23 protein-coding genes and 1 tRNA gene are annotated in these 23,602 nt (G+C 71.7%); 13 read left to right on the forward strand and 11 right to left on the reverse strand.

Features of this window, described 5'->3' with window-relative positions:
* Positions 1–3: 3 nt before the first annotated feature.
* A complete protein-coding gene (locus B0I28_RS12905) occupies positions 4–1,536 on the reverse strand; it encodes an alanine/glycine:cation symporter family protein (RefSeq protein ID WP_106364233.1) in 1,533 nt (510 codons plus the stop codon).
* A 107-nt stretch (positions 1,537–1,643) separates the two neighbouring features.
* On the opposite strand from B0I28_RS12905, the gene B0I28_RS12910 reads away from it, so the two are divergent.
* Positions 1,644–2,321 carry an exonuclease domain-containing protein gene (locus B0I28_RS12910; protein ID WP_106364234.1) on the forward strand — a complete coding sequence of 226 codons (678 nt, stop codon included), beginning with the start codon at positions 1,644–1,646 and terminating at the stop codon, positions 2,319–2,321.
* Positions 2,322–2,384: 63 nt separating this feature from the next.
* On the opposite strand, the gene B0I28_RS12915 is transcribed toward B0I28_RS12910, so the two are convergent.
* Positions 2,385–3,080: a copper chaperone PCu(A)C gene (locus B0I28_RS12915; RefSeq protein WP_106364235.1), complete on the reverse strand. Its 696-nt coding sequence runs from the start codon at positions 3,078–3,080 to the stop codon at positions 2,385–2,387.
* Positions 3,081–3,488: 408 nt separating this feature from the next.
* On the opposite strand from B0I28_RS12915, the gene B0I28_RS12920 reads away from it, so the two are divergent.
* Genes B0I28_RS12920 through B0I28_RS12935 form a run of 4 tightly spaced genes read left to right on the forward strand, consistent with a single transcriptional unit; the run spans position 3,489 to position 6,495 of the window.
* Entirely contained in the window at positions 3,489–3,986 is a 498-nt protein-coding gene (locus tag B0I28_RS12920) for a CarD family transcriptional regulator (RefSeq protein ID WP_091049057.1), read from the forward strand.
* 25 nt (positions 3,987–4,011) lie between these two features.
* Positions 4,012–4,497, forward strand: coding sequence for a 2-C-methyl-D-erythritol 2,4-cyclodiphosphate synthase (ispF, locus tag B0I28_RS12925; protein ID WP_106364236.1), 486 nt, complete (start codon positions 4,012–4,014; stop codon positions 4,495–4,497).
* Positions 4,498–4,518: 21 nt separating this feature from the next.
* The gene (locus B0I28_RS12930) at positions 4,519–5,343 is read left to right on the forward strand and encodes a tetratricopeptide repeat protein (RefSeq protein ID WP_106364237.1); all 825 of its coding nucleotides are present in this window, start codon (positions 4,519–4,521) and stop codon (positions 5,341–5,343) included.
* A gap of 42 nt (positions 5,344–5,385) precedes the next feature.
* Positions 5,386–6,495: a fumarylacetoacetate hydrolase family protein gene (locus tag B0I28_RS12935; protein WP_106364238.1), complete on the forward strand. Its 1,110-nt coding sequence runs from the start codon at positions 5,386–5,388 to the stop codon at positions 6,493–6,495.
* A gap of 55 nt (positions 6,496–6,550) precedes the next feature.
* Here the strand turns inward: B0I28_RS12935 and B0I28_RS12940 are convergent, their stop codons facing one another.
* Positions 6,551–7,033: a RidA family protein gene (locus B0I28_RS12940; RefSeq protein ID WP_106364239.1), complete on the reverse strand. Its 483-nt coding sequence runs from the start codon at positions 7,031–7,033 to the stop codon at positions 6,551–6,553.
* Complete coding sequence (sp36, locus tag B0I28_RS27260) at positions 7,033–7,191, reverse strand: Sp36 family protein (protein WP_181245771.1); 159 nt, start codon at positions 7,189–7,191, stop codon at positions 7,033–7,035. Before sp36 ends, B0I28_RS12940 begins: the two co-directional genes overlap by 1 nt.
* Positions 7,192–7,306: 115 nt before the next feature.
* Between sp36 and B0I28_RS12945 the strand changes: the two genes are divergently transcribed.
* From B0I28_RS12945 to B0I28_RS12955, 3 genes are read left to right on the forward strand one after another with little or no spacing between them, the layout of a single operon-like run.
* Positions 7,307–7,882, forward strand: a complete 576-nt coding sequence (locus B0I28_RS12945) for a hypothetical protein (RefSeq protein ID WP_146148080.1) — start codon at positions 7,307–7,309, stop codon at positions 7,880–7,882.
* A gap of 14 nt (positions 7,883–7,896) precedes the next feature.
* Positions 7,897–8,844, forward strand: coding sequence for an ArsA-related P-loop ATPase (locus B0I28_RS12950; RefSeq protein ID WP_106364241.1), 948 nt, complete (start codon positions 7,897–7,899; stop codon positions 8,842–8,844).
* Positions 8,841–10,085, forward strand: coding sequence for an ArsA family ATPase (locus tag B0I28_RS12955; RefSeq protein ID WP_106364242.1), 1,245 nt, complete (start codon positions 8,841–8,843; stop codon positions 10,083–10,085). Before B0I28_RS12950 ends, B0I28_RS12955 begins: the two co-directional genes overlap by 4 nt.
* On the opposite strand, the gene B0I28_RS12960 is transcribed toward B0I28_RS12955, so the two are convergent.
* Complete coding sequence (locus tag B0I28_RS12960; protein WP_106364377.1) at positions 10,075–10,401, reverse strand: WhiB family transcriptional regulator; 327 nt, start codon at positions 10,399–10,401, stop codon at positions 10,075–10,077. The two genes, B0I28_RS12955 and B0I28_RS12960, sit on opposite strands and share 11 nt — an antisense overlap.
* A gap of 341 nt (positions 10,402–10,742) precedes the next feature.
* Between B0I28_RS12960 and B0I28_RS12965 the strand changes: the two genes are divergently transcribed.
* Complete coding sequence (locus B0I28_RS12965) at positions 10,743–13,175, forward strand: transglycosylase domain-containing protein (RefSeq protein ID WP_146148081.1); 2,433 nt, start codon at positions 10,743–10,745, stop codon at positions 13,173–13,175.
* Between the two features lie 88 nt (positions 13,176–13,263).
* Here the strand turns inward: B0I28_RS12965 and B0I28_RS12970 are convergent, their stop codons facing one another.
* The 3 genes from B0I28_RS12970 to B0I28_RS12980 form a co-directional block, all read right to left on the reverse strand.
* The gene (locus tag B0I28_RS12970; protein ID WP_106364378.1) at positions 13,264–13,932 is read right to left on the reverse strand and encodes an ATP-binding cassette domain-containing protein; all 669 of its coding nucleotides are present in this window, start codon (positions 13,930–13,932) and stop codon (positions 13,264–13,266) included.
* A gap of 183 nt (positions 13,933–14,115) precedes the next feature.
* Complete coding sequence (locus B0I28_RS12975) at positions 14,116–15,042, reverse strand: endonuclease/exonuclease/phosphatase family protein (protein ID WP_106364244.1); 927 nt, start codon at positions 15,040–15,042, stop codon at positions 14,116–14,118.
* 119 nt (positions 15,043–15,161) lie between these two features.
* Positions 15,162–15,252: transfer RNA gene (locus B0I28_RS12980), tRNA-Ser, on the reverse strand.
* Positions 15,253–15,361: 109 nt separating this feature from the next.
* Between B0I28_RS12980 and deoD the strand changes: the two genes are divergently transcribed.
* Positions 15,362–16,069, forward strand: a complete 708-nt coding sequence (gene deoD, locus B0I28_RS12985; RefSeq protein WP_106364245.1) for a purine-nucleoside phosphorylase — start codon at positions 15,362–15,364, stop codon at positions 16,067–16,069.
* 44 nt (positions 16,070–16,113) lie between these two features.
* Here deoD and B0I28_RS12990 read toward each other — a convergent pair whose 3' ends face one another.
* Positions 16,114–18,180, reverse strand: coding sequence for an acyltransferase family protein (locus tag B0I28_RS12990; RefSeq protein ID WP_106364246.1), 2,067 nt, complete (start codon positions 18,178–18,180; stop codon positions 16,114–16,116).
* Positions 18,181–18,336: 156 nt separating this feature from the next.
* Here B0I28_RS12990 and B0I28_RS12995 point away from each other — a divergent pair, with 156 nt between their 5' ends.
* The 3 genes from B0I28_RS12995 (at position 18,337) to B0I28_RS13005 (ending at position 21,678) form a co-directional block, all read left to right on the forward strand.
* A complete protein-coding gene (locus B0I28_RS12995) occupies positions 18,337–19,860 on the forward strand; it encodes an acyl-CoA carboxylase subunit beta (RefSeq protein ID WP_106364247.1) in 1,524 nt (507 codons plus the stop codon).
* Positions 19,861–19,873: 13 nt separating this feature from the next.
* Positions 19,874–21,001: an acyl-CoA dehydrogenase family protein gene (locus B0I28_RS13000; RefSeq protein WP_106364248.1), complete on the forward strand. Its 1,128-nt coding sequence runs from the start codon at positions 19,874–19,876 to the stop codon at positions 20,999–21,001.
* A 194-nt stretch (positions 21,002–21,195) separates the two neighbouring features.
* Positions 21,196–21,678 carry a Rieske (2Fe-2S) protein gene (locus B0I28_RS13005; protein WP_106364249.1) on the forward strand — a complete coding sequence of 161 codons (483 nt, stop codon included), beginning with the start codon at positions 21,196–21,198 and terminating at the stop codon, positions 21,676–21,678.
* Between the two features lie 58 nt (positions 21,679–21,736).
* Here B0I28_RS13005 and B0I28_RS13010 read toward each other — a convergent pair whose 3' ends face one another.
* Both B0I28_RS13010 and nhaA read right to left on the reverse strand, forming a co-directional pair.
* Positions 21,737–22,126 carry a DUF3151 domain-containing protein gene (locus tag B0I28_RS13010; protein ID WP_106364250.1) on the reverse strand — a complete coding sequence of 130 codons (390 nt, stop codon included), beginning with the start codon at positions 22,124–22,126 and terminating at the stop codon, positions 21,737–21,739.
* A gap of 32 nt (positions 22,127–22,158) precedes the next feature.
* A complete protein-coding gene (gene nhaA, locus B0I28_RS13015) occupies positions 22,159–23,592 on the reverse strand; it encodes a Na+/H+ antiporter NhaA (RefSeq protein ID WP_106364251.1) in 1,434 nt (477 codons plus the stop codon).
* Positions 23,593–23,602 lie beyond the last annotated feature (10 nt).

Genomic DNA, 23,602 nt, shown 5'->3' on the forward strand with positions numbered 1-23,602 from the left:
CCGTCAGTCCCGTGCGGGCGCCGGGACCGTCCTGTTCGAAGGCTCGGCGGCGTCGGCGACCGCGTCGGAGGGCAGCATCCGCCAGTCGGGGCGCGAGAAGAACTCGCGGGTCTCCCGGTACACCAGCGGCGTCAGCATCATCAGGCCGATGAGGTTGGGCAGGGCCATGAGCCCGTTCGCGATGTCCGACAGGCCCCACAGCAGGTCGAGGCTGGTGACCGCGCCGAGGTAGGACACGAGGACGTACACGATCCGGTAGGGCAGGATGAGCGCCCGGCCGGTGTACCGCTCCAGGCACTTCTCGCCGTAGTAGGACCAGCCGATGATCGTGGAGAACGCGAACGTCGCCAGGCCGACCGCGACGATGAACCCGCCGATCGCGCCGCCGGTCGTGCCGGGCCCGCCGAGGCCCTCCTCGAACGCGAGGCGCGTCAGCGCCGAGGAGGTCACGAGCTCCCCGTCGGCGTCGACGGTGCCGAGGACGCCGGTGACGACGATGACCAGGCCGGTCATGGTGACGACGATGATCGTGTCGATGAACGTCTGCGTCATCGACACCATCGCCTGGCGCACGGGCTGGTCGGTCTTCGCGGCGGCCGCGGCGAACCCGCCCGTGCCCAGGCCCGACTCGTTCGAGAAGATGCCGCGCGCGAACCCGATCTGGATGGTCAGCATGATCGCCGAGCCGGTGAACCCGCCGACGGCCGCGCCGCCGGTGAACGCCTGCTCGAAGATGGTGGCGATGGCCGTGCCGAGGGCGTCCCAGTTGAACGCGAGGACCGCGAGCGCCCCGGCCACGTAGAACACGATCATGAACGGCACCAGGGCCGCGGCGACGTGCCCGATCCACTTGATGCCGCCGAGGATCGTCACGCCGACGAGCACGAAGATGACCAGGCCCGTCAGCTGCGGCGTCCACCACGAGTCGGCGGGCAGCTGCGCGTCGAGGGCGCTGGTGACGTTCCCCGACTGGACGGCGTTGCCGATGCCGAAGGACGCGACGACGCCGAACAGCGCGAACAGGAACGCGAGGACCTTCCCGATGGGCCCGGGGATGCCGTCCGAGAGGTACCGCTGCGGGCCGCCGGACTGCTCGCCGTGCTTGTTGACGGTGCGGAACTTGACGCCCAGGAGCGCCTCGGAGTACTTCGTGGCCATCCCCAGGAACCCGGTGACCCACATCCAGAACAGGGCGCCGGGCCCGCCGATCGCGATGGCCGCGCCGACGCCGCCGATGTTCCCGACGCCGACCGTGGCGGCGAGGGCCACCGACAGGGCCTGGTAGTGGCTCAGGTCCCCTTCGGAGCCGGCGTTCTCCTTGCGCTTGAACAGGGCGAGCCACAGGGCGTAGCCGAGGCGCCGGAACTGGACGCCCTTGAGCTGGATGGTGAAGATCAGGCCGACGCCGAACAGCGTGAAGACCAGCAGGGGCCCCCAGACCACGGCGCCGACGTCGGCGACCGCGTCGCCGTAGCGGGCGGTGAGTCCGTCGGACCAGGTCTGGACGGCGTCCGTCACGGGATCGAGGAAGTCCATTGAGTCGTATAGCTCCTTTTCGCGGGGGTTACGTGCGGTACGCCGGGGTTGTACCGCGCCCGGAGAGCATATAGGGGATTGTCGGTGCCGCCCGCTACGGTGTTCGCATGAGCGAGCGATGGTTTGAGGGGCCCCTGCTGGGGTTCGACACCGAGACGACGGGCGTCAGCGTCGAGCAGGACCGGATCGTCCAGGCCGCCCTGGTCACCGGGACCGGGAGCACCACGTGGCTGATCGACCCCGGCGTCCCGATCCCCCCGGGCGCCACCCGCGTCCACGGCATCACCGACGAGCAGGTCCGCGCGGCGGGCCGGCCCCCGGCCGAGGCCCTCGCCGAAGTCGCCGCCGCGCTGCGCGCCGCGGCCGACACCGGGACGCCCGTCGTGGCGTTCCGCGCCGGGTTCGACTGCACGCTCCTGTCGTACGAGCTGGAGCGCCACGGCCTCGACCAGCCCGCCTGGGAGCGCCTCGCCGTCATCGACCCGTCGGTGCTCGACAAGCGCGTCGACAAGTACCGGCGCGGCAAGCGCACTCTCGGGGCGACGGCCCTCCAGTACGGGGTCGTCCACGACGGCGCCCACTCCGCGGCCGGGGACGCGGAGGCGACGGTGGCGCTCGCCCGCGCGATCGGCGCGCTCTACCCGGAGGTCGGCGACCTCACCCCGCAGGACCTCCACGCCTCGCAGGTCCGCTGGCACGCCGAGGACGCCGCGAGCCTGGAGGCGTACTTCAAGCGCAAGGGGCGGGAGGAGGCGGTGGACCGGCGCTGGCCGCTCCAGCGGTGACGCGGACGGGGCCCGGTCCTCGCGGACCGGGCCCCGGAAACGAAGCTGCTGTGCGCCTGGGCCTCAGTGGCCTTCGGCTTCCTCGGCGGGCTCGTAGTACTCGCGCTCGTCGGGTTCGAGGGCCTGGCCGACGGGGAGCTGCGCGGCCACTTCCTGGCCGTTGGAGAACAGGAACACGACCTCGATCGTGTCGCCGGACTTCAGCTCGGTCGCGAGGTCCTCGATGAGGAGGTAGTCGCCGCCCTCGACGCCCTCGTCGAGGCGCTCGTAGTCGCCGACGGCGATCGGGATGTCGAAGGTCGTCTCGCCCTCGAAGGGGTCCTCTTCAACAGCGGGGGCGGAGCTCTCCGCGCCCTCGGGGGACGACTCGCCCTCGGCGGGGCTGCTCGGCTCGTCGGACGCGGCGGCCTCTTCGGCCTCCTCGGCGGCCTGCGCGGCCGGGCTCACGAAGGTGACGGTGCCGGCCTCGGTCTCGACGCCGACGAGGCTGACCTCCTCCTCGCCCTCGTTGCCGATCCACACGCGCAGCGCGGCGGTGTCGCCCGCGGCGTAGCCCTCGGCGGAGTCGAACTCGACCTGGAGGTCGCGCAGCGCGAGGTCGCCCTCGTCGACGTTCACCCCGGCGATCGCGCTCACCTTCAGGTCGGTCTGGGTCTCCTGACCCGCGCCGCACGCCGACAGCGCCGCGGCCGCGGCGCCCGCGATCGCGATGGCGGCCGCGCGGCGGGCCGTGATCGCCGTCCTGATCCCCTTGGCCACTGCTGGTCCTCTCCGAGTTCCGACAGGAATGCTGACGACAGCGTAGACGACTCGCTCTCACCTCTCGCCCGGGCCGGTGCGGCGGTGGAACGCACGTCTCACGCACCGTCCGGTCCCGTTGCGGCCCTGCGGCATCGGTGAGCGCCCGGCCCCGCCCGGCCCGTCCCGGACGGTTACGCTTCGTCCACTCCTGCGAACACCGGTCCGCACCGCGCACGCCCGGGGCGGCGCCGCGCACGCCGGAGCGACCTGGGCCTCATTCGCCCCAACCGTCGGCCGCGCGAAAGCCCAAGGTGCCGTAGAGTAATCAGTCACATACCAATTGACCAGGGAATTCGTGGCGATCCGATGTCGGGAAAACCCCGACCGCCGTGTTAAGCTGGACACAGCGAAAGGGGTTTCGATCCTATGGGTTTTAGTGTCGGCGAGACCGTTGTCTACCCCCACCACGGGGCCGCACTCGTTGAAGCTGTAGAGACTCGCACCATCGGTGGTATCGAACAGGAATACCTCGTGCTGCGCGTCGAGCAGGGTGACCTCACGGTCAAGGTTCCAGCCAAGAACGTCGAGCTCGTCGGCGTCCGGGAAGTCGTCGGCGCGGAAGGCCTCGAAGAGGTCTTCGAGGTGCTGCGCGCCCCCCACACCGAGGAACCCACCAACTGGTCGCGGCGCTACAAGGCGAACGTCGAGAAGCTGGCCTCCGGTTCACCGCTGAAGATCGCCGAGGTCGTCCGCGACCTGTGGCGGCGCGACCGCGAGCGCGGCCTCTCGGCCGGGGAGAAGCGGATGCTCTCCAAGGCGCGCGAGATCCTCACCGGCGAGATCGCCCTCGCCGAGGACTGCGTCAAGGACGAGGCCGACAACATCCTCGACAAGGTCCTGCTCCAGGAGGCCCCGGTCAAGTAGGCCGGCACCGCCAGCAGACCGCACCGTGACCAGTCCCAATACGCCCTACGTCATCGGGCACGGCACCGACGTGCACCGGTTCGACCATGGCCAGCCCTGTCGCCTCGCCTGCCTCGAATGGCCCGGCGAGGCCGGGCTGGCCGGGCACTCCGACGGCGACGCCGCCGCCCACGCGGCCTGCGACGCGCTGCTCTCCGCCGCCGGACTCGGGGACCTCGGGTCCAACTACGGCACCGACCGCCCCGAATGGGCCGGCGCCTCGGGCGCCGCGCTCCTCGCCGAGACCGCCCGCCGCGTCCGCGACGCCGGATGGGCCATCGGCAACGTCTCCGTCCAGGTCGTGGGCAACCGCCCCCGCATCGGGTCCCGCCGCGCCGAGGCCGAGGCCGCCATGGCCGCCGCCGTCGGCGCCCCCGTCAGGCTCTCCGCGACCACCACCGACGGCCTGGGCTTCACCGGACGCGGCGAGGGCGTCGCGGCGACCGCGGTAGCGTTGCTGTACCAGCCCTGAGACCTGTCCGGGAGTAGACCCATGGACGCAGACCCCAAGCGCACGGTCGCCGAGCACCTCCAGAGCGCCGAGCTGCTCTATGAGCTCGGCCAGGTGCCCGACGCGCGCGCCGAAGCGGACGCGGCCCTGCGCCTCGACCCCCTCAGCCCGGACGCGAACGCCATGGCCGCCGCGTGCGCCCTCGCCGACAACGACCCCGACGAGGCCCTGGTCTACGCGGGCGCCGCGCTCGCCCAGATCCCGGGCCACCGCCGCGCCATGATCACCCGCGGGTACGCGCTCGCCGACGCGGGCCGCAAGGACGAGGCCATGCAGGCCGCCGCGTCGCTCCTCGACCTGGACCGCACCTCCTGGCTCCACCACGTCCACTACGCGCTCATCACCCGCCGCGCCGGCGCGGCCCAGCCCGCGCTCGACGCGGCGTGGAACGCCGTCAACATCGCCCCGGACCAGCCGCGCACCCACCGGGTCCTCGCCGCCATCGCCGAGGACCTCGGCATGGACGACCTCGCGAAGCGCTCCCGCCGGGCCGCCGCCGAACTCGACCCGGGCCTGGCCGTCGAGGACAACGTCCACGTCATGCCGCCCGAGGCCCGCCGCGTGCGCCGCCGCTGGGTCGACGCCGACCCCGCCGACCCGGCCTGGCGCAGCAAGCTCTACGGCCCCGGCCTGTTCCGCGGCGCCCTCGGCCGCTCCGTGCTCCTCGGGATCGCCGTGGTCTTCGCCGTCCCCGCGCTCCTCGGCTCCGACATGGACTCGGGGGTGCGCCTGGTCTTCGCGGCCGTCGCCGTCGCCGCGTGGGTGGGCTGGTTCACAGTTCTGCGCCGCCACCGCCGTCCCGAGTGACCTCGGGGCGTCCGCGCTCGTTAGTCCTTCACCACCGATCCGATGGAGGACGAGCAAGTGACGACGTGCTGGGTTCCCGGGGCCGACGAGAGTCCCTACAACATCCACAATCTGCCGTTCGGGGTCTTCTCGACCGCCGACGAGACCCTGCCGCGCATCGGCGTGCGCATCGGCGACCACATCCTCGACATGCACAAGGCGGTCCTGTCGGGCGACTGCCAGACCTGCGCGGCCTGCACCGCCCTGCGCGACCCGGCGCTGAACCGGCTCCTGTCGCTCGGGAAGGCCGCCTGGAAGCAGGTCCGGGCCCAGGTCCAGGAGGCCCTGACCGAGCCGAGCCTCCAGGACGTGGCCTCGAACTGGCTGACCCCGATCGGCGAGGCGGTCATGCACGCCCCGCTCCTGGTCACCGACTACGTCGACTTCACCATGCGCGCCAAGGACTCCGACCGGGTCTACCCGCGCGCCTCCAACGGCCGGCCGTCGACGCTCATCCCCTCCGGGCTGGACCTCGTGCGGCCCGCCGGGCACCGCCTCGGCGAGGACGGCCAGGCCGTGTTCGGCCCCACCCGCGCGCTCGACATCGAGGCCGAGGTCGGGTTCATCATCGGCGGCGAGTCCGAGCTGGGCCGCCCGGTGTCCCCCGACGAGTTCGAGGACTACGTGTTCGGCGCGGTCCTGCTCAACGACTGGACCGCCCGCGACTTCCAGGAGCTGGAGACCGACGGCCTCGGCCCCGTCGCCTCCAAGTCCTTCGCGACGTCGATGAGCGCCTGGATCACGCCCATCGAGGCGCTGAGCGCCGCGCGCACCGCCGCGCCGCAGCCCGCGCCCGACATGGCCTCCTACCTGAAGGAGTCCGACCGGTACGGCTTCGACCTGCACCTCGACATCCACGTCAACGGCGTGGCTGTTGCGGGCGCGGACTTCGCGGAGGCCTGCTGGACGCCCGCGCAGCAGCTCGCGCAGCTCACCGCCGGCGGCGCGGTCCTGCGGCCGGGCCTCATGTACGGCTCCGGCGAGGCCGTCACCGGCCAGTGGCGCCTGGAGAACGGCGACGTCGTCAAGGTCACCGCCTCCGCGCCCGGCCCGCGCGGCACCACGATCGCCCTCGGCGAGGTCGAGACCCGCGTGCTCCCGTCCATCACCTGATGAACGAAGAACCGGTCGGTCCCTGCGCGGGACCGACCGGTACGAGTCGATGTTCCTAGACCAGCACCGTCTTCGCGCTCGGGGCGAGCCGGGCCACCAGCTCGACCTCGACCGGCGCGTCCAAGGGCAGCACTGCCACGCCCACGGCGCTTCGCGCGTGCGTCCCGGCCTCGCCGAACACGTCGCCGAGGAGCTCCGAGGCACCGTTGACGACCTTCGGCTGGCCGGTGAACTCCGGCGCCGACGCCACGAAGCCCACGACCTTCACGATCTGCACGACCTCGTCCAGCGGCGCCACGGAGGCGACCGCGGCGAGCGCGTTCAGGGCGCAGATCCGCGCCAGGCCGTACGCGGCCTCCGGGTCGACCTCCGCGCCGACCTTCCCGGTCGCGGCGAGCGCGCCGTCGACCATCGGCAGCTGGCCCGAGGTGTACACGTAGTCCCCCGAGCGGACCGCGGGCTGATAGGCCGCGACCGGCGGCACGACCGCGGGCAGCTCCAGGCCCAGGCGCGCGAGCGCCGCTTCCACGTCGGCCACTACTGCTCCTTCTTGCGCTTGAAGTACGCCACCAGCTGCTCCGAGTTCTGGCCCGGCAGGACCGTCACCAGTTCCCAGCCGTCGTCCCCGAACGTATCGAGGATCATCTTCGTGTTGTGGATCAGCAGCGGCGCCGTGAGGTACTCCCATTTCTCCATGCCGCCCACAGTACGGCGTCTTGATTCGCCCGCGGCGCACCGCTACGCTCAGAGTGCGTCGCCTCCCCGAAGAGTCCCGCGGCCCCGTGCCGCACCAGTGAACCAGGGAGTCCCCATGTCGTCAGACACTGCGGCGCATCCGTCGGGAGCACCGTCGTCGAAGGCGCAGTCCGGCGCCGCCGAGGCGACGTCCGCGGGCCGCGTCCCGCGCCAGGAGCCCGCGCCGCCGAGGCCGACCGGCCCGCCGCCTTCACCCGAACCGCAGTCCGGTCTCTTGTGGACCGTCGTGACGGCCGTGGCGGCCGTCCTGTTCTGCGCCGCGCTCGTCTTCGGCGCCACGCGCCTGTTCATCGGCGACGCGTCCGGCGACGTCACCGACTCGCCCGAGCGCACCGTCTCGGCGTTCCTCGGCGCGCTCCTGGACGACCGCGATGCCGAGGCCGCGGCCGCCTGGCTGTGCACCGACAAGGCCGACCGCGACCTGGGTTCGGCCGTCGCCGCGATGGCCGACGCCGCCGACCGCGGCTTCGAATGGGGCGAGGTCGATGAGACCGGCCGCACCGTCGGTGCTGCGACCGTGACCGCCGAGATCGGCATCGACGGCGGCGCGTCCCCGGCGACCTGGGCGTTCACGCTCGTGGCCGAGGAAGGCGACCCGCAATGGCTCATCTGCGGGATCGCCGCCGGATGACTAGACTCCGATGAATGACTGCCTCTGCGCTCCCGGTGCCGCGCCTGCACATCGTCACCGGGAAGGGCGGCACGGGGAAGACCTCGGTCGCCGCGGCGCTCGCGCTCTCCCTCGCCGGGCCCGGCAGGCGGGCCCTGCTCGTGGAGGTCGAGGGCAGGCAGGGCATCGCGCCGCTGTTCGGGGCCGCGTCACTCGGGTACGAGGAGCGGCACCTCGCGGCGGGCGCGGGCGGCGGTGAGGTCTTCGGGCAGTCCGTGGACGCCGACGAGGCGCTCCTGGACTACCTCGCCCTGTTCTACCGGCTCGGTTCGGCCGGGCGGGTGCTCCAGAAGTTCGGGGCGATCGACTTCGCGACGACCATCGCGCCGGGCCTGCGGGACATCCTGCTCACCGGGAAGCTCAAGGAGGCCGTGTCGCGGGCCGAGTCGGGGCGGATGGCGTACGACGCGGTCGTCCTCGACGCGCCCCCGACGGGCCGGATCGTCAAGTTCCTCAACGTCACGGTCGAATCGGGGCGGCTCGCGAAGACCGGGCCGATCGGGAAGCACTCCAGGTCGGTGGCGCGGATGCTGCACTCGTCGCTGACGAACGTGCACCTGGTGACGACGCCCGCGGCGATGCCCGTGCAGGAGACCGTCGACGCGTACAAGGAGCTCGCGGCCGCGGACCTGCCGGTGGGCCGGATCGTGCTGAACAAGGTCGCGGGCGCGAAGTCCGGCGAGGTCACCGAAGACGAGCTCGAAGCGGGCCTGGCCCGCGCCGGGATCAGCCCCGAGCCCGCGCTCCTGGCCGGGCTCATGGCCGAGTACGGGTCGGCGCGCGAGGAGCTGCGCGCCGTCGACGCCTACCGCGACCGGCTCGAACAACTCGGGCGGCCGGTCGAGGAGCTGCCGCTCCTGCCCGAGGGCGTGGACCTGTCGGGCCTCTACCAGCTGGCGCGCGCACTCGGAGGCGAGGCATGAGCACCGATCTCGACGTCGACGCCCTCCTGGGCGACGCGGGCAAGCACGTCATCGCCTGCTGCGGCTCGGGCGGCGTCGGCAAGACCACCACGGCCGCTTCGCTGGCGCTGCGGGCCGCCGAAGTCCACGGGCGGCGCGCCGTGGTGCTCACGATCGACCCGGCGAAGCGCCTGGCCCAGTCGCTCGGCATGGAGGCGCTCGACAACACGCCCCGGCCGGTCGCGGGCGTGCGCGACGGGTCGCTCGACGCGATGATGCTCGACATGAAGCGCACGTTCGACGAGGTCGTGGCCTCGCACACCTCGGCGGACCGGGCCGCGGAGATCTTCGCGAACCCGTTCTACCAGGCGGTGTCCTCGACGTTCTCGGGCACGCAGGAGTACATGGCGATGGAGAAGCTCGGCCAGCTGAGGGCGACGGGCCGGTGGGACCTCATCGTCCTCGACACGCCGCCGTCGCGCTCGGCCCTCGACTTCCTCGACGCGCCCGCGCGCCTGGCCCGGCTCCTCGACGGCCGGGTCATCCGGCTGCTGTCGGCCTCGACGCCGGGCGCGCGCCGCTCGATGCTGTCGCTCATGGGCGCCAGCGCCGCGGTGTTCACGCGGGTGTTCAACAAGGTCCTCGGCGGGCACCTGCTCACCGACGTCGCGGAGTTCACGGCGAGCCTGGAGGACACGTTCGGCGGGTTCCGCAAGCGGGCGGAGGCGACGTTCCGGGCGCTCCAGGACGACCAGACGTCGTTCCTGGTCGTGGCGGCGCCTGAGCCCGCGGCGGTCGGGGAGGCCGTGTACTTCACGCGGCGGCTCACCGAGGAGCGGATGCCGCTCGACGGGATGATCCTCAACCGCCTGACCCCGGTCTCGGCGGACCTGTCGGCGGAGCGGGCGCTGGGGGCGGCGGCCCAGCTGGAGGAGGCCGACCCGGAGGACCCGGTGGCGGCGGTGCTGCGCACGCACGCGGACCTGGCCCGGCGCCGGGCCGCGGAGGAGCGGGTGGCGGCGCGGTACGCGGCGGCGTGCCCGGAGGTGCCGCAGCGGTGGCTGCCGTCGCTGGGAGTGGAGGTCGTGGACCTGGAGGACCTGCGGTCGTTCGGCGCGGCCGCGGCGGGCGTGCACTCGGAGTTATCCGCGGAACGGCGTTGTCCACAGGCTGTGGAAAACCGAACGCGCCCGGACGGCTGGCCGTCCGGGCGCGAAAGCTTGTCTGGGCCGCGGATGCGCGGCCTGCCGGTCAGAAGTTGAGGTTCACCGGTATCCGGCGCCGGCTGCTCTTGCGGGCGCTGCGCTGCTCTTCATCGAGGGCGACTTCGAAGACCGCCCTCCACGAGCGGACGTCCGAGTGCTTGCGCAGCAGTGCTCTCCGTTCCCTTTCGGTCATGCCGCCCCACACGCCGAACTCGATGCGGTTGTCGAGTGCGTCGGCAAGGCATTCGAGCCGGACCGGACAGCCGCGGCATACCTTCTTCGCATTGTTCTGCTCCGCCCCTTGCACGAACAAGGCATCAGGATCGCCGTCCTGACATAGCGCCTTGGTCGTCCAGTCGATCAGCAGTCCCATCTGCATGACCTCCCCGTGAGATCTACCCTTCATACCCCCCGACGACTACAGTCGAGTGACCTCTCGATCACACAACGTCGCCGTCAGAACGGACCCTACACCTCTTGTAAGTGTTTGACTACTCTCCGAGACGAAAATCGGACTCCATGGGACGGCTTCACCCCTACGGTTCGCTAAGCGAATGCGACTCGCGATAATAACGATTCCAATACGGGGGCACCCTCGATCCGCGTTCGCGGCGTACCACTCCTGGGCGCCGTTGCGACGGGTTCCGAGGCCGTGCTCAGCACACGTGCCCGGCAGTCCCCGCCCCTTCCCGACGTCCGTTCTAATCTGAGGCGGTGGAGACCTTGAAACGCGACCGCAGTCCCCTCGGGGATGCCGTAGCCCTGCTCGTGTGCGGTGTCCTCGCCGGAATCCTCGCGGCCGCGGCCGCCTTCCCCCTGGCGGGGCTGTTCGGCATGGCCGCCGAGAACGGCATCCAGTCGTTCGAGTCGCTGCCGACGGAGCTCACGAAGCCCACGCTCCCGCAGACGTCCTATGTGTACGCATCTGATGGCGAGACCCTGATCACCTCCTTCTACGAGGAGAACCGCCGCGAGGTGACCCTCGACGAAGTGTCCCCGCTCATGATCGACGCATTGCTGGCCGCCGAGGACTCGAAGTTCTACGAGCACAACGGCGTCGACTGGGCCGGCATCATCCGCGCCGCAGTCGCGAACCAGGGCGGCGACTCGCAGGGCGCGTCGACGCTGACCATGCAGTACGTGCGCAATACCCTGATCTACTCGGCCTCAACCATCGACGAGGTCATCGCCGCGTCCGAGGACACGTACGAGCGCAAGCTCCGCGAAGCCCGGTACGCCATGGCGATCGAGGACTCGATGTCCAAAGAGGAGATCCTTGAGGGGTACCTGAACGTCATCTACCTCGGCAACCAGGCGTACGGCGTCCACGCCGGCTCCTACTCCTACTTCAACAAGCCGCCGAGCGAACTGGAGCTGTGGGAGGCCGCCACCCTGGCCTCGCTCCCGAAGTTCCCCTCCTACGCCGACGGCCTCCTCGACGGCGAGGGCGACGACACCCAGATCGTGGAGCGCCGCAACTGGATCCTCGACCGCATGGCCTCCCTCGGCTACATCACCCAGGACCAGGCCGACACCGCCAAGGAGCAGCCCCTCGGCCTCAACCCGCGGCCCGTCCGCAGCGAGTGCGTCGACGTCGCGACCGCCAACTGGGGCTTCTTCTGCGACTACTTCAAGGCCTGGTGGGGCGACCAGGAGCTGTTCGGCGAGACCGAGCGCGACCGCATCTCCCTGCTCAAGCGCGGCGGCTTCAAGATCGTCACCTCCCTCGACGCCGACCTCCAGAACCAGGCCACCGAGCGCCTCTCCGACGAAGTCGACGTGGACAGCCCCGAAGCGCTCGGATCGGTGACCATCACCCCGGGCACCGGCCACATCAGGGCCATGGCCGTCAACCGCATCTACAGCCTCGACCAGACCGACAACGGCCCGAGGACCGACGGCGACGACTCGAAACCCTCGAACTACCCGAACACCACGATCCCGCTGCTGTCGGGGAACAGCGAGGTCTCCGGCTACCCGGCGGGCTCGACGTTCAAGATGTTCACCCTGCTCGCCGCCCTCGAAGAGGGCTGGCCGCTGAAGACCACGATCCCCAACCCGTCCAAGTACGTCTCGCAGTACCCCGCGGGCAACGACGCCGATCCGGACGTCACCTGCTCCCGGGGCGGCCGGAACGTCTGGTGCCCCAACAACTCCATCTCCTCCTCGGCGCCCCTGAACCTGTGGAGCCTGTTCGGCAGGTCCTCGAACACCGGGTTCGTGCAGCTCCAGGAGATGGTCGGCACCAGCAAGGCCTACGACGCGGCGAAGCGCGCCGGCATCTCCTTCTACTCCCCCGGCGGCGTCGTCGCCGCCGAGGAGAACGGGAACGTCGACGACTACGGCTCGTTCACCCTCGGCATGGACCCGACGACCCCCCTGGACATGGCCGAGGCCTACGCCACGGTCGCCGCGGGCGGCCTCCACTGCAACCCGCTGCCGGTCATGCAGGTCATCGACGCCACCGGTGAAGAGTGGACCGAAGCCTCAGCGCCGCAGTGCGACCAGGCGTTCTCCGAGGAGGTCGCGTACGCGGCCGTCAGCGCCGGGCGCTGCGTCGTCGGCCAGAACGCCGAGGGCACCCAGTGTTCCGGCAACGGCACCGCCGCCGCCTACACCGGCGGGTTCGACCGGCCGCTGTTCGGCAAGACCGGTACCGCCGAGTCCGACCGCTCCTACTGGTTCATCGGCTCGACCCCGAACGCCACCACCGCGACCTTCGTGGGCGACACCGACGCGACGTTCCGATCCGAGGTCGCCAGCGAGTCCCTCAAGGTCTCCGTGAAGGAGGTCGGCGTGTGGATCCTCAAGAAGGCCGTCAAGGACCTCGAAGAGGAGGGCTGGCCCAAACCCACCGGCGACATGGTCAACGGCAAGAACCTCACCTCGATCCCGTCCATCGGCTGCATGGACGCCGACGAGGCCCGCTCCCGCGTCGCGGGCGCCGGGTTCGACGCCTCGATCGCGGGCGGCCAGTTCGCGTCCGACTGCAAGGAGGGCGAGGCCTTCGGGACCTCCCCGTCCGGGTCCGCGCCCGGCGGCGCCCCCGTGTACATCCTCATCTCCGACGGCTCCGGCTACGAGGAGGAGCCCACGGGCGATGAGACGACCGGCGGGCCCGGAGGCGGCGGTCGCGGAGACGACTGACCCGCGGCCCTGAAAGGCCCGCACACCAATGGGAGAGGGCCCGCGCCTCACGGCGCGGGCCCTCGTTTTCCTTGGGAGGGTGTAAGGCTCAGGGGGCTTCGGCGGGGGCGCCGACGTGGTTGCCTTCGCGCAGTTCGCCGTCGCGGATGGTGACGGCGCGCTGGGCGCGCTCGGCCACGTCGTGGTCGTGGGTGATCATGAGGACCGTGAGGCCCCCGGCGTGCAGCTCGTCGATGGTCGCCAGGACCGCCTCGGCCGTATGCGAGTCGAGGTTGCCGGTGGGCTCGTCGCACAGCAGCAGGCTCGGCTCGGCCGCGAGGGCGCGGGCGATGGCGACGCGCTGCCGCTCGCCGCCCGAGAGGGTGGTGGGGAGCGCGTCGAGGCGGTGGCCGAGGTTCACCAGTTCGAGCTTCTCGCGGGCGATCTGGCGGCGGCGCCGCCGCGGGATCCCCTGGTACACCAGGGACATCGCGACGTTCTCGGTCGCGGTGCGGTGCGCCATGAGGTGGAACGACTGGAAGATGAACCCGATCTTGTCGGCCCGCAGGCGGGTGCGCATCGACTCCTTCATCGCCGAGGTGTCGTGCCCGTCGAGCCAGTACGTGCCCGACGTGGGCGCGTCGAGCAGGCCCAGCAGGTTCAGCAGCGTCGACTTGCCGGAGCCGGAGGGGCCGACGATCGCGACGTACTCGCCGTCGGCGACGGTGAGCCGCACCGGCTTCAGCGCCTCCACGGGCGGCGGGCCCGGGTAGGTCATGCCGACGCCGTCGAGCTCGATGAGCGCCCGCGGGCCGGCATCGGCCTCCGGCGACTCGGCGACGCGCGCGAACACGGCGGTGTCGTCCGCGGCGCCCTCCGCGGTCACGGTCGGCAGGATCAGCGTGGCGTCGTTCTCGGTCACGTCAGTGAGACGCCGGAGCCCCGGTCCGGGGTTGCCCGCTCAGAACGCGAAATCGGCCGAGACGGGCCGGTGGTCCGAGGCGGTCGCGTCGAGGACCCCGGAGCCGGTCGCGTTCAGGCCCCGGTACAGGACCTGGTCGATCCGCGCCATCGGCGTGTCCGCGGGCCAGGTGAACCCGAAGCCCTTCCCGGCGGAGGCCTGCGCGGACTCCAGCTGGTACGTGATCGGGGCGAGCGACCGGTCCTGCACCGTGCCGTTCAGGTCCCCGGCGAGCACGACCCGGTCGAGCTCCTCGTCGGCGATGGCCTCCCCGAGGAGCTCGGCGGTCTCGTTGCGCTGCTCCGACGTGAAGCCCTCCGAGTTGACGCGCACCGACAACAGGTGCGCGACGTAGAACGCGACGGGCTCCCCGTCGATGTCGATCGCGGCGCGGAACGCCCGCGCCCAGCCGAGGTTGAGGTCCACCTCGTTCGACTCGGCCACCGGGTACACCGACCACAGGGCCACCGTCCCGTACGCCGCCGAGTACGGGTACCGCTCCTCCAGGACCTCGCCGAACGCCATCCGCTGGTCCTCGGTGAGCTCGACCAGGACGATCACGTCCGGGTCGGCGGCGAGGAGCGTCGCGGCGGTCGCCTCGGTCTCGGTGTTCTCGGCGTTGACGTTGTGGGCCACGACCCGGAAGTCGCCGTCGCCGTCGTGCTTGTCGGGGATGAGCGCCGCGTACATCTGGAACCACACGAGCGCCGGGAGGATCGCGCAGACGATCGCGAGGGGCCTGCGGCGGACCGCGGCGAGGACGATGAGCACCGGCACGCCCAGGCCGAACCACGGCAGGAACGTCTCGATGAGGCTGCCGAGGTTGTACCAGTTGTTCGGGATGAAGCGGTGCAGCAGCAGGATCGCGGCCAGCAGCAGCGACAAGAAGATGACGATGCCGCTGTAGATCTTCCCGGTCTTGGCCATCCCGGTCCGCCCTTCACGGTCGGCGGCCCGCACCGGCCGCTGTGGAGTTTCGACAGCCTAGCGGGAGGCCGCCAGGAACGGCGAACGCCGGGCCTCGGCGAGGCCCGGCGTTCGGACGTTGGCGGTAGCGGTGGGATTTGAACCCACGGTCAGGGGTTACCCGACACTCGCTTTCGAGGCGAGCTCCTTCGGCCGCTCGGACACGCTACCGCCGAAAAGGTTACCGGACGCGCACGGCCGCCCGGCGGGCGGGATCGCGCGATTCAGCTCACAGGTGGTCTCCGGGAATTCATGGGATGTTTATGAGAGGCTGGGCGGCATGACTGCACACATCTCCGCCGAGCCCGGCGACATCGCCGAGAGCGTCCTCCTGCCCGGGGACCCGCTGCGCGCGAAGTGGATCGCCGAGACCTTCCTCACCGACGCCGAGTGCTACACGCAGGTGCGGAACATGTTCGGGTACACCGGCACGTACAAGGGGAAGCGCGTCTCGGTCCAGGGCACGGGGATGGGCCAGCCGTCGGCGTCGATCTACACGCACGAGCTGCTCGACGTGTACGGCGTCAAGACCGTCGTCCGGGTCGGCTCCGCCGGGGCCATCCACGATGACATCGAGCTGCGGGACGTGGTCGCGGGGATCGGGGCGTCGACGAACTCGTCGATGAACCGCATCCGCTTCAACGGGGTCGTCGACTACGCGCCCGTCGCCGACTTCGGGCTGCTGCGCAGCGCCGTGGACGCGGCCGCCGCGCGGGGCGTGAACCTGCACGTGGGCCAGCTGTACTCCTCCGACACGTTCTACACGGACGCCCCGGACGTGGAGGCGAAGCTCGCCGACTACGGCATCCTCGCGATCGAGATGGAGGCCGCGGCGATCTACACGCTCGCGGCGAAGTTCAAGGCGCGGGCGCTGGCGCTGTGCACGATCTCCGACCACATCCTCAAGGGCACGGAGCTGCCCGCGGCGGACCGGCAGGAGTCGTTCTCGGAGATGGTCGAGATCGCCCTCGACGCCGTCACCGCGTAAGCGAGGTCTTGCAGGGCCCGGTCCGCTCGGACCGGGCCTGCGCGCTATCCGAGGGCCGCGGCGAGCTCGGCCTCCAGGTAGGGGCCGAGGGTCGCGGCGAACGTGTTGGTCATGTGCGCGTCGTCGCGGTAGACGAGGACGTTGCCGACGACGGGCTCGCAGGTCTCGGGGCCGCAGATCGCGTCGGTCAGGTCGATCTTGTGGACGCCGTCGGGGACGTCGAGCCCCGCGAACGCGCCCTCGTCGTAGTAGGCGTCCCGGTCGACGGCGCACTCGGGCGACTCGGGCCCGTGGAGGTCCACGCACAGCGGGATGTCGAAGCGGGGGCTCGGGGTGTCGCGGATGACGGCGACGCTCGTGCCGGTGGCGAGGAGCTGCTCGTACCGGTCGGTGTAGTCGGGGAACGTCTCGTACGCCTCGTACCCGACGCGGGAGCCGTACGTGAACACCAGGTCGGGGGCGAGGTCGCCGATCTCGGCGACGACGGCGTCGTTCCAGGCCGCGCAGGACCGGTACCGCTCCTCGCCGAGGGCCTCCTGGCCGGTCTCGATGATGCACGCGTTCTTCGTGTACGCCACGACGTGCCAGTGCCGCGACTCGGCCGCGGCGAGCACCGCGGGCAGCCACTGCCAGATCTTCGAGCCGCCGTACATGACCACCGTCGCGGCGGCGTCGGCCTCGGGCGTCCCGAAGTCGCACCGGATCGGCTCGTAGCCCTCCATGGTCTGGTTGCAGTCCCCCGAGAGCGCCGGGTCGTAGTCCTCGGCGGCGTCGAGCGTCGAGGGCGCGAAGTCGAGTTCGGGGACCGCGGCGCCCTCGGCGAGGGCCGCGGCCCCGGGGTAGAGGGCCGGGTCGGCGGCGGCCTCGGCGAGGCGGGCCCGCTCGTGCGCGATGTACCAGCTCATCGACGCGCACGCGGCGAGGACGAGCGCGATGCACGCGGCCCCGAGCGCGAACGCGCCCCGCGCGGTCGACTGGCCGAGCCCCGAGGCGGGGAGGCGGACCTCGACGGCCCAGTGCGTGAGCGCGGCGAGCGCCGTGGCCGCGGCGAGGATGAGCAGGCCGCCGGTCAACGTGGCGGTGTCGCGGCCGGTCGCCGTCAGGTAGCAGACGAGGATCGGCCAGTGCCACAGGTACAGCGTGTACGAGAGCGTGCCGAGGCGCTGGAGCGGCCACGTGTTCAGCAGCAGCCCGGCGCCCTTGCCGGGCGCGGCGGTGGCGGCGACGATGACCGCGCAGGCCCCGGCGACGGGCGCGAGCGCGGCCCAGCCGGGGAACTGGGTGGATTCGAGGAACGCGCCCGCGAACACGAGGACCGCGACGCCCGTCCAGCCGAGGGCGGCCGCGGCGAGGCGCGGGAGGCGCGCGGCCCAGCCGCGCACCGAGGGCCTGAGCGCCAGCGCGAGCAGGCCCCCGGCGGCGAACTGCCAGATGCGGGCGCGGGTGTCGAAGTACGCGTACGCCTGGTTCTCGGCGGTCTCCCACAGCGCGAACGCGAACGACGCGGCGAGCACCGCGGCGAGGACGGCGGCGACGGTGCGCATCGGCGGGAGCCCGGCGCGGCGGGCGGCCCACAGGACCAGGCCGACCAGGACCGGCCACAGCACGTAGAACTGGGTCTGGACGCCGAGGGACCAGTAGTGCTGGACGATGCTCGCGCCGTTGTTCGAGGACAGGTAGTCCACGGAGTGCGCGGCGAGGTTCCAGTTCCCGTAGTAGAGCGCGGAGGCGGCGATGTCGCCGAGCTGCTGGCCCCAGGTGGCGCGGGGGAGCCACAGCAGCACCATGAGGACGGTGCCCGCGGCGACGACGAGCGCGGGCGGGAAGATGCGCCGCACGATGCGGGCCGCGTACGGGAGGTAGCCGAGGCCGCGCCCGGCGTCGGCGGAGCGCAGGAACCCGGCGGTGATGAAGAACCCGGACATGAGCAGGAAGATGTCGACGCCGCCGGAGACGCGGTCGAACCAGATGTGGTAGACGGCGATGACGGCGATGGCGAGGCCGCGGAGGCCGTCGATCTCGCGCAGCCGCGGCGGCCGGGCGGGCGCGGCGGCGCGTTCCGAGGCTGCCGGTTCGTCTGCCGCGGGGTCGGCGGTGGAGGTGGCGCTCATGGGTCTCCGGGGCGTGGCGGGGCGGTCGCTGCGGGGTGTCGCCACCGAGCGTAGAAGGCGGTTCGCGGATGCGTTGACACGGGGCTCCGGGCGGGACACAATAGCGATGACCTTAACGATCGTTCAGGTCGGTGGATCGTCAAGGAGGACGTCATCGTGGACTTCAGCGGGGACTACCCGGCCGAACGGCAGCGCATCGAGCGCGGCGGGGCCGAGAAGTACCACCAGGCGGCGGCCGCGGCGGGCAAGTACCACGCCCGCGAGCGCATCCGCCGCCTGTGCGACCCCGACTCGTTCCGCGAGGACGCCCTCTGGGCCAACCCCGACCCGACCCTCCCCGCCGACGGCGTCGTCGTCGGGTCCGCCACAGTGCAGGGCCGGCCGGTGCGGATCGTCGCGAACGACTCCACCGTCAAGGCCGGGTCGTGGGGCGCGCGCACCGTCGAGAAGATCATCCGCACCATCGAGGCGGCCCAGCTGGAGCAGCACCCGATCGTCTACCTCGTGGACTCCGCGGGCGCGCGCATCACCGACCAGGTGCAGCTGTTCCCCGGCCGCCGCGGCGCCGGCCGGATCTTCCACGAGCAGGTCCGCGCCTCGGGGAGGATCCCGCAGGCGTGCGCCCTGTTCGGGCCCAGCGCCGCCGGGGGCGCGTACATCCCCGCGTTCTGCGACATCGTCGCCATGGTCGACGGCAACGCGTCGATGTACCTCGGCAGCCCGCGCATGGTCGAGATGGTCACCGGCGAGAAGACCACCCTGGAGGACATGGGCGGCGCGCGCGTCCACACCGAGCTGTCGGGTGTGGGGCACTTCCTGTGCCGCAACGAGGACGAGGCCATCGCCGACGTGCGCCGCTGGCTGTCCTACCTGCCGTCGAACTGGACGCAGCCCGCGCCCGTGCGCGCGGCCCGCCCGCCGCTCCCGGTGGACCTCGCCGCGGTCGTGCCGCCGAGCGAGTCCGCGCCGTTCGACATGCACTCGTTCCTCGACGGGCTCGTCGACCAGGGGTCCGTGCTCGAAGTGCAGGCCCGGTGGGCAGGGGAGCTCATGACCGCGTTCGCGCGCCTCGACGGGCGGCCCGTCGGAGTCGTCGCCAACAACTCCGCGGTGCGCGGCGGGGTCCTGTTCTCCGACTCCGCGGACAAGGCCGCCCGGTTCGTGAACACCTGCGACGCGTTCAACGTGCCGCTGCTGTTCCTCGCCGACGTCCCCGGGTTCATGGTCGGCTCCGCCGTCGAGCACGCCGGGATCATCCGCCACGGCGCCAAGATGATCGCCGCCGTCGCCGAGGCCACCGTCCCCAAGGTCTGCGTCGTGGTCCGCAAGGCCTACGGCGCGGGGCTGTACGCGATGGCCGGGCCCGCGTTCGGGTCCGACGCCGTGCTCGCGCTGCCGACCGCGCGGATCGCCGTCATGGGCGCCGAGGCCGCCGTGAACGCCGTGTACGCCAACAAGATCGCCGCGATCGACGACCCCGCGCAGCGGGAGCGGTTCGTCGCCGACCGCCGCGCCGAATACGAAGCCGACGTCGACCTGCGAAGGCTCGCAGGAGAACTCGTCGTCGACGACGTCCTCGCCCCCGAGGAGCTGCGCGATGACCTCATCGCGCGGTACCGCCGGCTGACCCACAAGGACCGCCGGTTCGCCGACCGCCGACACCCGATCACACCGGTGTGAACAGGAGCCAGCAATGAAACTCGACATCGAGCAGACCGAATTCGCCGCCGCCGTGCGCGCCTACGCCCAGGAGCAGATCCGCCCCGTCATCGGCGACTTCTACGAGCGCGGCGAGTTCCCGATCGAACTCGTCCGGGGCCTCGGCAAGCTCGGCGTCCTCGGGGTGACCCTCCCCGAGGAGCACGGCGGCGCCGGGATGGGCCTGTTCATGCTCGGCCTCGCACTGGAGGAGATCGCCCGCGTCGACGCGTCCGTCGCGGTCACCGTCGAGGCGTCGGTGACCCTCGGCGCCGAGGCCATCGCCAAGTTCGGTACCCCTGCGCAGCAGGCGAAGTGGCTGCCGAACCTCGCCGCCGGGCAGGGTCTCGTCGCGTTCGCGCTCACCGAGCCGGGCGGCGGCACCGACGCCGGGCACACCGACACCAAGGCCCGCCTGGAGGACGGCGAGTGGGTCGTCGACGGCGCGAAGTGCTTCATCACGAACGCGGGCACCGCGATGACCGACCTCGTCATCGCCACCGCGCAGACCGGACCCGGCGAGGTCTCGTGCATCGCCGTCGAACCGGGCACGCCCGGCCTGGAGATCGGGCCCGAGTACTCCAAAGTGGGCTGGCGGGCCTCCGACACGCGGCCCGTGTACTTCGACAATTGCCGCGTCCCGGAGGCGAACCTCATCGGGCAGCGGGGGCGCGGATTCGTGCAGTTCCTCGAACTGCTCGACTCCGGGCGCGTCGCCATCGCGGCGCTCGCCACCGGCTCCGCGCAGGGGTGCCTGGACGAGGCGCTCGCGCACGCGAAGGAGCGGCAGGCGTTCGGGCGGCCCATCGGCGAGAACCAGGCGATCGCGTTCATGCTCGCGGACATGAAGCTCCGCGCGCACACCTCCCGCCTGGCGTGGCAGGACGCGGCGCTCAAGGCCGAGGCCGGGGAGCCGTTCGGCACTGACGCGGCGCTCGCGAAGCTGCACGCGTCGCTCGCGGCGGTGGACAACGCGCGGGACGCGACGCAGATCTTCGGCGGGTACGGGTTCATGAACGAGACGCCGGTGGCGCGGGCCTGGCGCGACGCGAAGGTCCTGGAGATCGGCGAGGGCACCAACGAGGTCCAGCGGATGCTCATCGCGAGGTCCCTGGGGCTGTAGGGGTTCGGGGCGTCGGCCGGGGCCCCGGCCGCCGCCTGAGAGTTTACTGAAAACTTCAACTAAAGGTCTTGAGTTTCCGCCCCGAATCGTGACAAGCTCGGCTCTTCGGCAGTAGCGTTGCCGCCGCGGCCCGAAACCTCCCCAGGCTCGCAGGCTGCCGCGGGGGACGGGCCGCATGGACAAGGAGCTCAGACATGACCGACAGCAAGACCGGTAGCGACCTCGCGCGGCGGGTCATCGCCTCGCGGCGCGGGTTGATGTGCGGCCTGGCCGGGCTCGGGGCCGCCGGGGCCCTGGCCGCGTGCGGGACCGCCGAGCCGTCCGACGACTCGACGACGTCCGGTTCGGACGCGACGACCGGCGGTTCGAGCGACGGGTCGTCCAGCGGCGCGGGCGGCGACGCGCTCGCGGCGACCGCCGACGTCCCCGAGGGCGGCGGGATCGTCGTCCAGGACACCGTGATCGTGCAGCCCGCGGCCGACGAGTTCCTCGCGTTCTCGGCCGCGTGCCCCCACATGGGGACGATCGTGAACCCGCCGGACGCCGCCGGCGACATCATCTGCCCCAACCACGGCTCGACGTTCTCCCTCGAAGGGGAGCTGGAGAAGGGCCCGGCCGAGACCGGCCTGACCCCGGTGGACATCAACGTCGAGGACGGCCAGATCTTCCTCGCCTAGCAGGGCGGGACGAAGCGGCCGGGAAGCGAGTGCTTCCCGGCCGCTTCTCGCTCCGCTGCTAGGTCAGTGCGTCGGCCGCGGCCGGGTCCGAGTCGCGCAGGAACTGGGCGCAGCGGGCGGCCTCGTCGGCCTCGCCGATCGCGGCGGCCGCGCGGGACAGCTGGTGCAGGGACTTGAGGAACCCGCGGTTGGGCTTGTGCTCCCAGGGGATCGGGCCGTGCCCCTTCCAGCCGCTGCGGCGCAGCTGGTCGAGCCCCCGGTGGTACCCGGTGCGCGCGAAGGCGTAGGCGGTGACGTCGTCGCCCGACTCCAGGGCGTTCTTCGCCAGCCGCGCCCACGCGGCGCAGAACCACGGGAACTGGCGGACGGTGTCCTCGGGCGTGTGCGCGTCGAGGTACGTCCGGGCCTCGGTGTCCTCGGGCAGCAGCGTCGCCGGAGGCTGTGACATCAGATTCTGCGGAGCCAATTCGGGTCCTCACTCTAGGGTCGAGTCGCTCGTGAAAAGCAGTGGGCCAAGCCTAACCCCGCCTCGCGGGCGTCCTCCAGCTCCGGGTCGGCGTCGTCCTCCTGCGCCGTGCGGGGCGCCGTGAAGTGCACGGCGACGCCCCCGACCAGGGCCGCGGCGATCGACGCGGTGAGGACGCCGATCTTGGCCTCGTACGCCAGGACCGGGTCGCCGCCGTAGAACGCCAGTTCGGCGATGAACAGGGCCACGGTGAACCCGATGCCCGCGACGGCGGCGATCGCGGTGAGCAGCGGCCAGGAGGTCCCCCGCGGCATCCGGCCCAGGCCGAGCTTCACGACCAGCCACGTCACGAGCGTGATGCCCAGGGTCTTGCCGAGGACGAGGCCGAGCACGATCCCGAGCGTCACCGTGGACCCGAACGCGGCGGCGACGAGGTCGGAGGAGAGCGGCACGCCCGCGTTGGCGAGCGCGAACAGCGGCAGGACCACGAAGGAGGAGAACCGGTGGTTCTGGTGCTGGAGCCGGGCCGCGGGCGGCTGCGCGTCCCGGGTGAGCTTGACGAGGCGCTCGGTCTCTTCGAGGGTGAGGCCGTCCTTGGCGAGCTCCTGGGCCTCGTCGTGGGCGACGGCCGGGTCGAGGAGCGGCCGGGCGGCGATGATGAGGCCCATGACGACCCCGGCGATGGTGGCGTGGACGCCGGACTGGAGCATCGCGACCCACAGCAGGACCCCGATGACGAGGTACACGGCCGGGGACCACACGTTGAGCAGGCGCATGAGGACCGCGAGGGCGACCAGGGCGGCGGCGGCGATGAGCCATTCGGTGGCGAGGTCGTCGGTGTAGAACACGGCGATGACGGCGATCGCGCCGAGGTCGTCGACGATCGCGAGCGTGAGCAGGAAGATCCGGGCCGCGGAGGGGATGCGGGAGCCGAAGAGCGCGAGGACGCCGACGGCGAACGCGATGTCGGTGGCCATGGGGATGCCCCAGCCGTGGGCGCCGTCGCCGCCCGAGTTCAGGGACGCGTAGATGAGCGCCGGGACGGCCATGCCGCCGACGGCCGCGGCGATCGGCGGGACGGCGTTGCGGGGGCTGGCGAGCTCCCCGGAGACGATCTCCTGCTTGATCTCCAGGCCGACGACGAAGAAGAACACGGCCATGAGGCCGTCGTTGATCCAGTCCTTGAGGGTGTGGTGGAGGCTGAAGTCCCCGAACGTGAACGTGATGTCCAGGCCCCACACCGCCTCGTAGGACCCGGACCAGGGCGAGTTCGCCCAGAGCATGGCGAGCACGGCGCAGACGACGAGGACGACGCCCGCGGCGGGCTCGATCTTGAGGAACTCCGCGGCGGGGCGGCCGACGTAGCGGGCGATGGGGCGGCGCGAGTAGAGGAACGCGGGGCGGTTCCTCCAGATGTCGGACTTCCAGGGCTCCTCGGGCAGTGTCATGCGCCAGAGC

The sequence above is a fragment of the Glycomyces artemisiae genome (genome assembly GCF_003002955.1).
Taxonomy (GTDB): domain Bacteria; phylum Actinomycetota; class Actinomycetes; order Mycobacteriales; family Micromonosporaceae; genus Glycomyces; species Glycomyces artemisiae.

Bases quoted from the DNA above. Each gene is read 5' to 3' on its own strand.
- B0I28_RS12905 (WP_106364233.1), bottom strand. From the start codon at position 1,536: ATGGACTTCCTCGATCCCGTGACGGACGCCGTCCAGACCTGGTCCGAC.
- B0I28_RS12910 (WP_106364234.1), top strand. From the start codon at position 1,644: ATGAGCGAGCGATGGTTTGAGGGGCCCCTGCTGGGGTTCGACACCGAG.
- B0I28_RS12920 (WP_091049057.1), top strand. From the start codon at position 3,489: ATGGGTTTTAGTGTCGGCGAGACCGTTGTCTACCCCCACCACGGGGCC.
- B0I28_RS12930 (WP_106364237.1), top strand. From the start codon at position 4,519: ATGGACGCAGACCCCAAGCGCACGGTCGCCGAGCACCTCCAGAGCGCC.
- B0I28_RS12935 (WP_106364238.1), top strand. From the start codon at position 5,386: ATGGAGGACGAGCAAGTGACGACGTGCTGGGTTCCCGGGGCCGACGAG.
- sp36 (WP_181245771.1), bottom strand. From the start codon at position 7,191: ATGGAGAAATGGGAGTACCTCACGGCGCCGCTGCTGATCCACAACACG.
- B0I28_RS12945 (WP_146148080.1), top strand. From the start codon at position 7,307: ATGTCGTCAGACACTGCGGCGCATCCGTCGGGAGCACCGTCGTCGAAG.
- B0I28_RS12950 (WP_106364241.1), top strand. From the start codon at position 7,897: ATGACTGCCTCTGCGCTCCCGGTGCCGCGCCTGCACATCGTCACCGGG.
- B0I28_RS12955 (WP_106364242.1), top strand. From the start codon at position 8,841: ATGAGCACCGATCTCGACGTCGACGCCCTCCTGGGCGACGCGGGCAAG.
- B0I28_RS12960 (WP_106364377.1), bottom strand. From the start codon at position 10,401: ATGGGACTGCTGATCGACTGGACGACCAAGGCGCTATGTCAGGACGGC.
- B0I28_RS12970 (WP_106364378.1), bottom strand. From the start codon at position 13,932: ATGACCTACCCGGGCCCGCCGCCCGTGGAGGCGCTGAAGCCGGTGCGG.
- B0I28_RS12975 (WP_106364244.1), bottom strand. From the start codon at position 15,042: ATGGCCAAGACCGGGAAGATCTACAGCGGCATCGTCATCTTCTTGTCG.
- deoD (WP_106364245.1), top strand. From the start codon at position 15,362: ATGACTGCACACATCTCCGCCGAGCCCGGCGACATCGCCGAGAGCGTC.
- B0I28_RS12990 (WP_106364246.1), bottom strand. From the start codon at position 18,180: ATGAGCGCCACCTCCACCGCCGACCCCGCGGCAGACGAACCGGCAGCC.
- B0I28_RS13000 (WP_106364248.1), top strand. From the start codon at position 19,874: ATGAAACTCGACATCGAGCAGACCGAATTCGCCGCCGCCGTGCGCGCC.
- B0I28_RS13005 (WP_106364249.1), top strand. From the start codon at position 21,196: ATGACCGACAGCAAGACCGGTAGCGACCTCGCGCGGCGGGTCATCGCC.
- B0I28_RS13010 (WP_106364250.1), bottom strand. From the start codon at position 22,126: ATGTCACAGCCTCCGGCGACGCTGCTGCCCGAGGACACCGAGGCCCGG.
- nhaA (WP_106364251.1), bottom strand. From the start codon at position 23,592: ATGACACTGCCCGAGGAGCCCTGGAAGTCCGACATCTGGAGGAACCGC.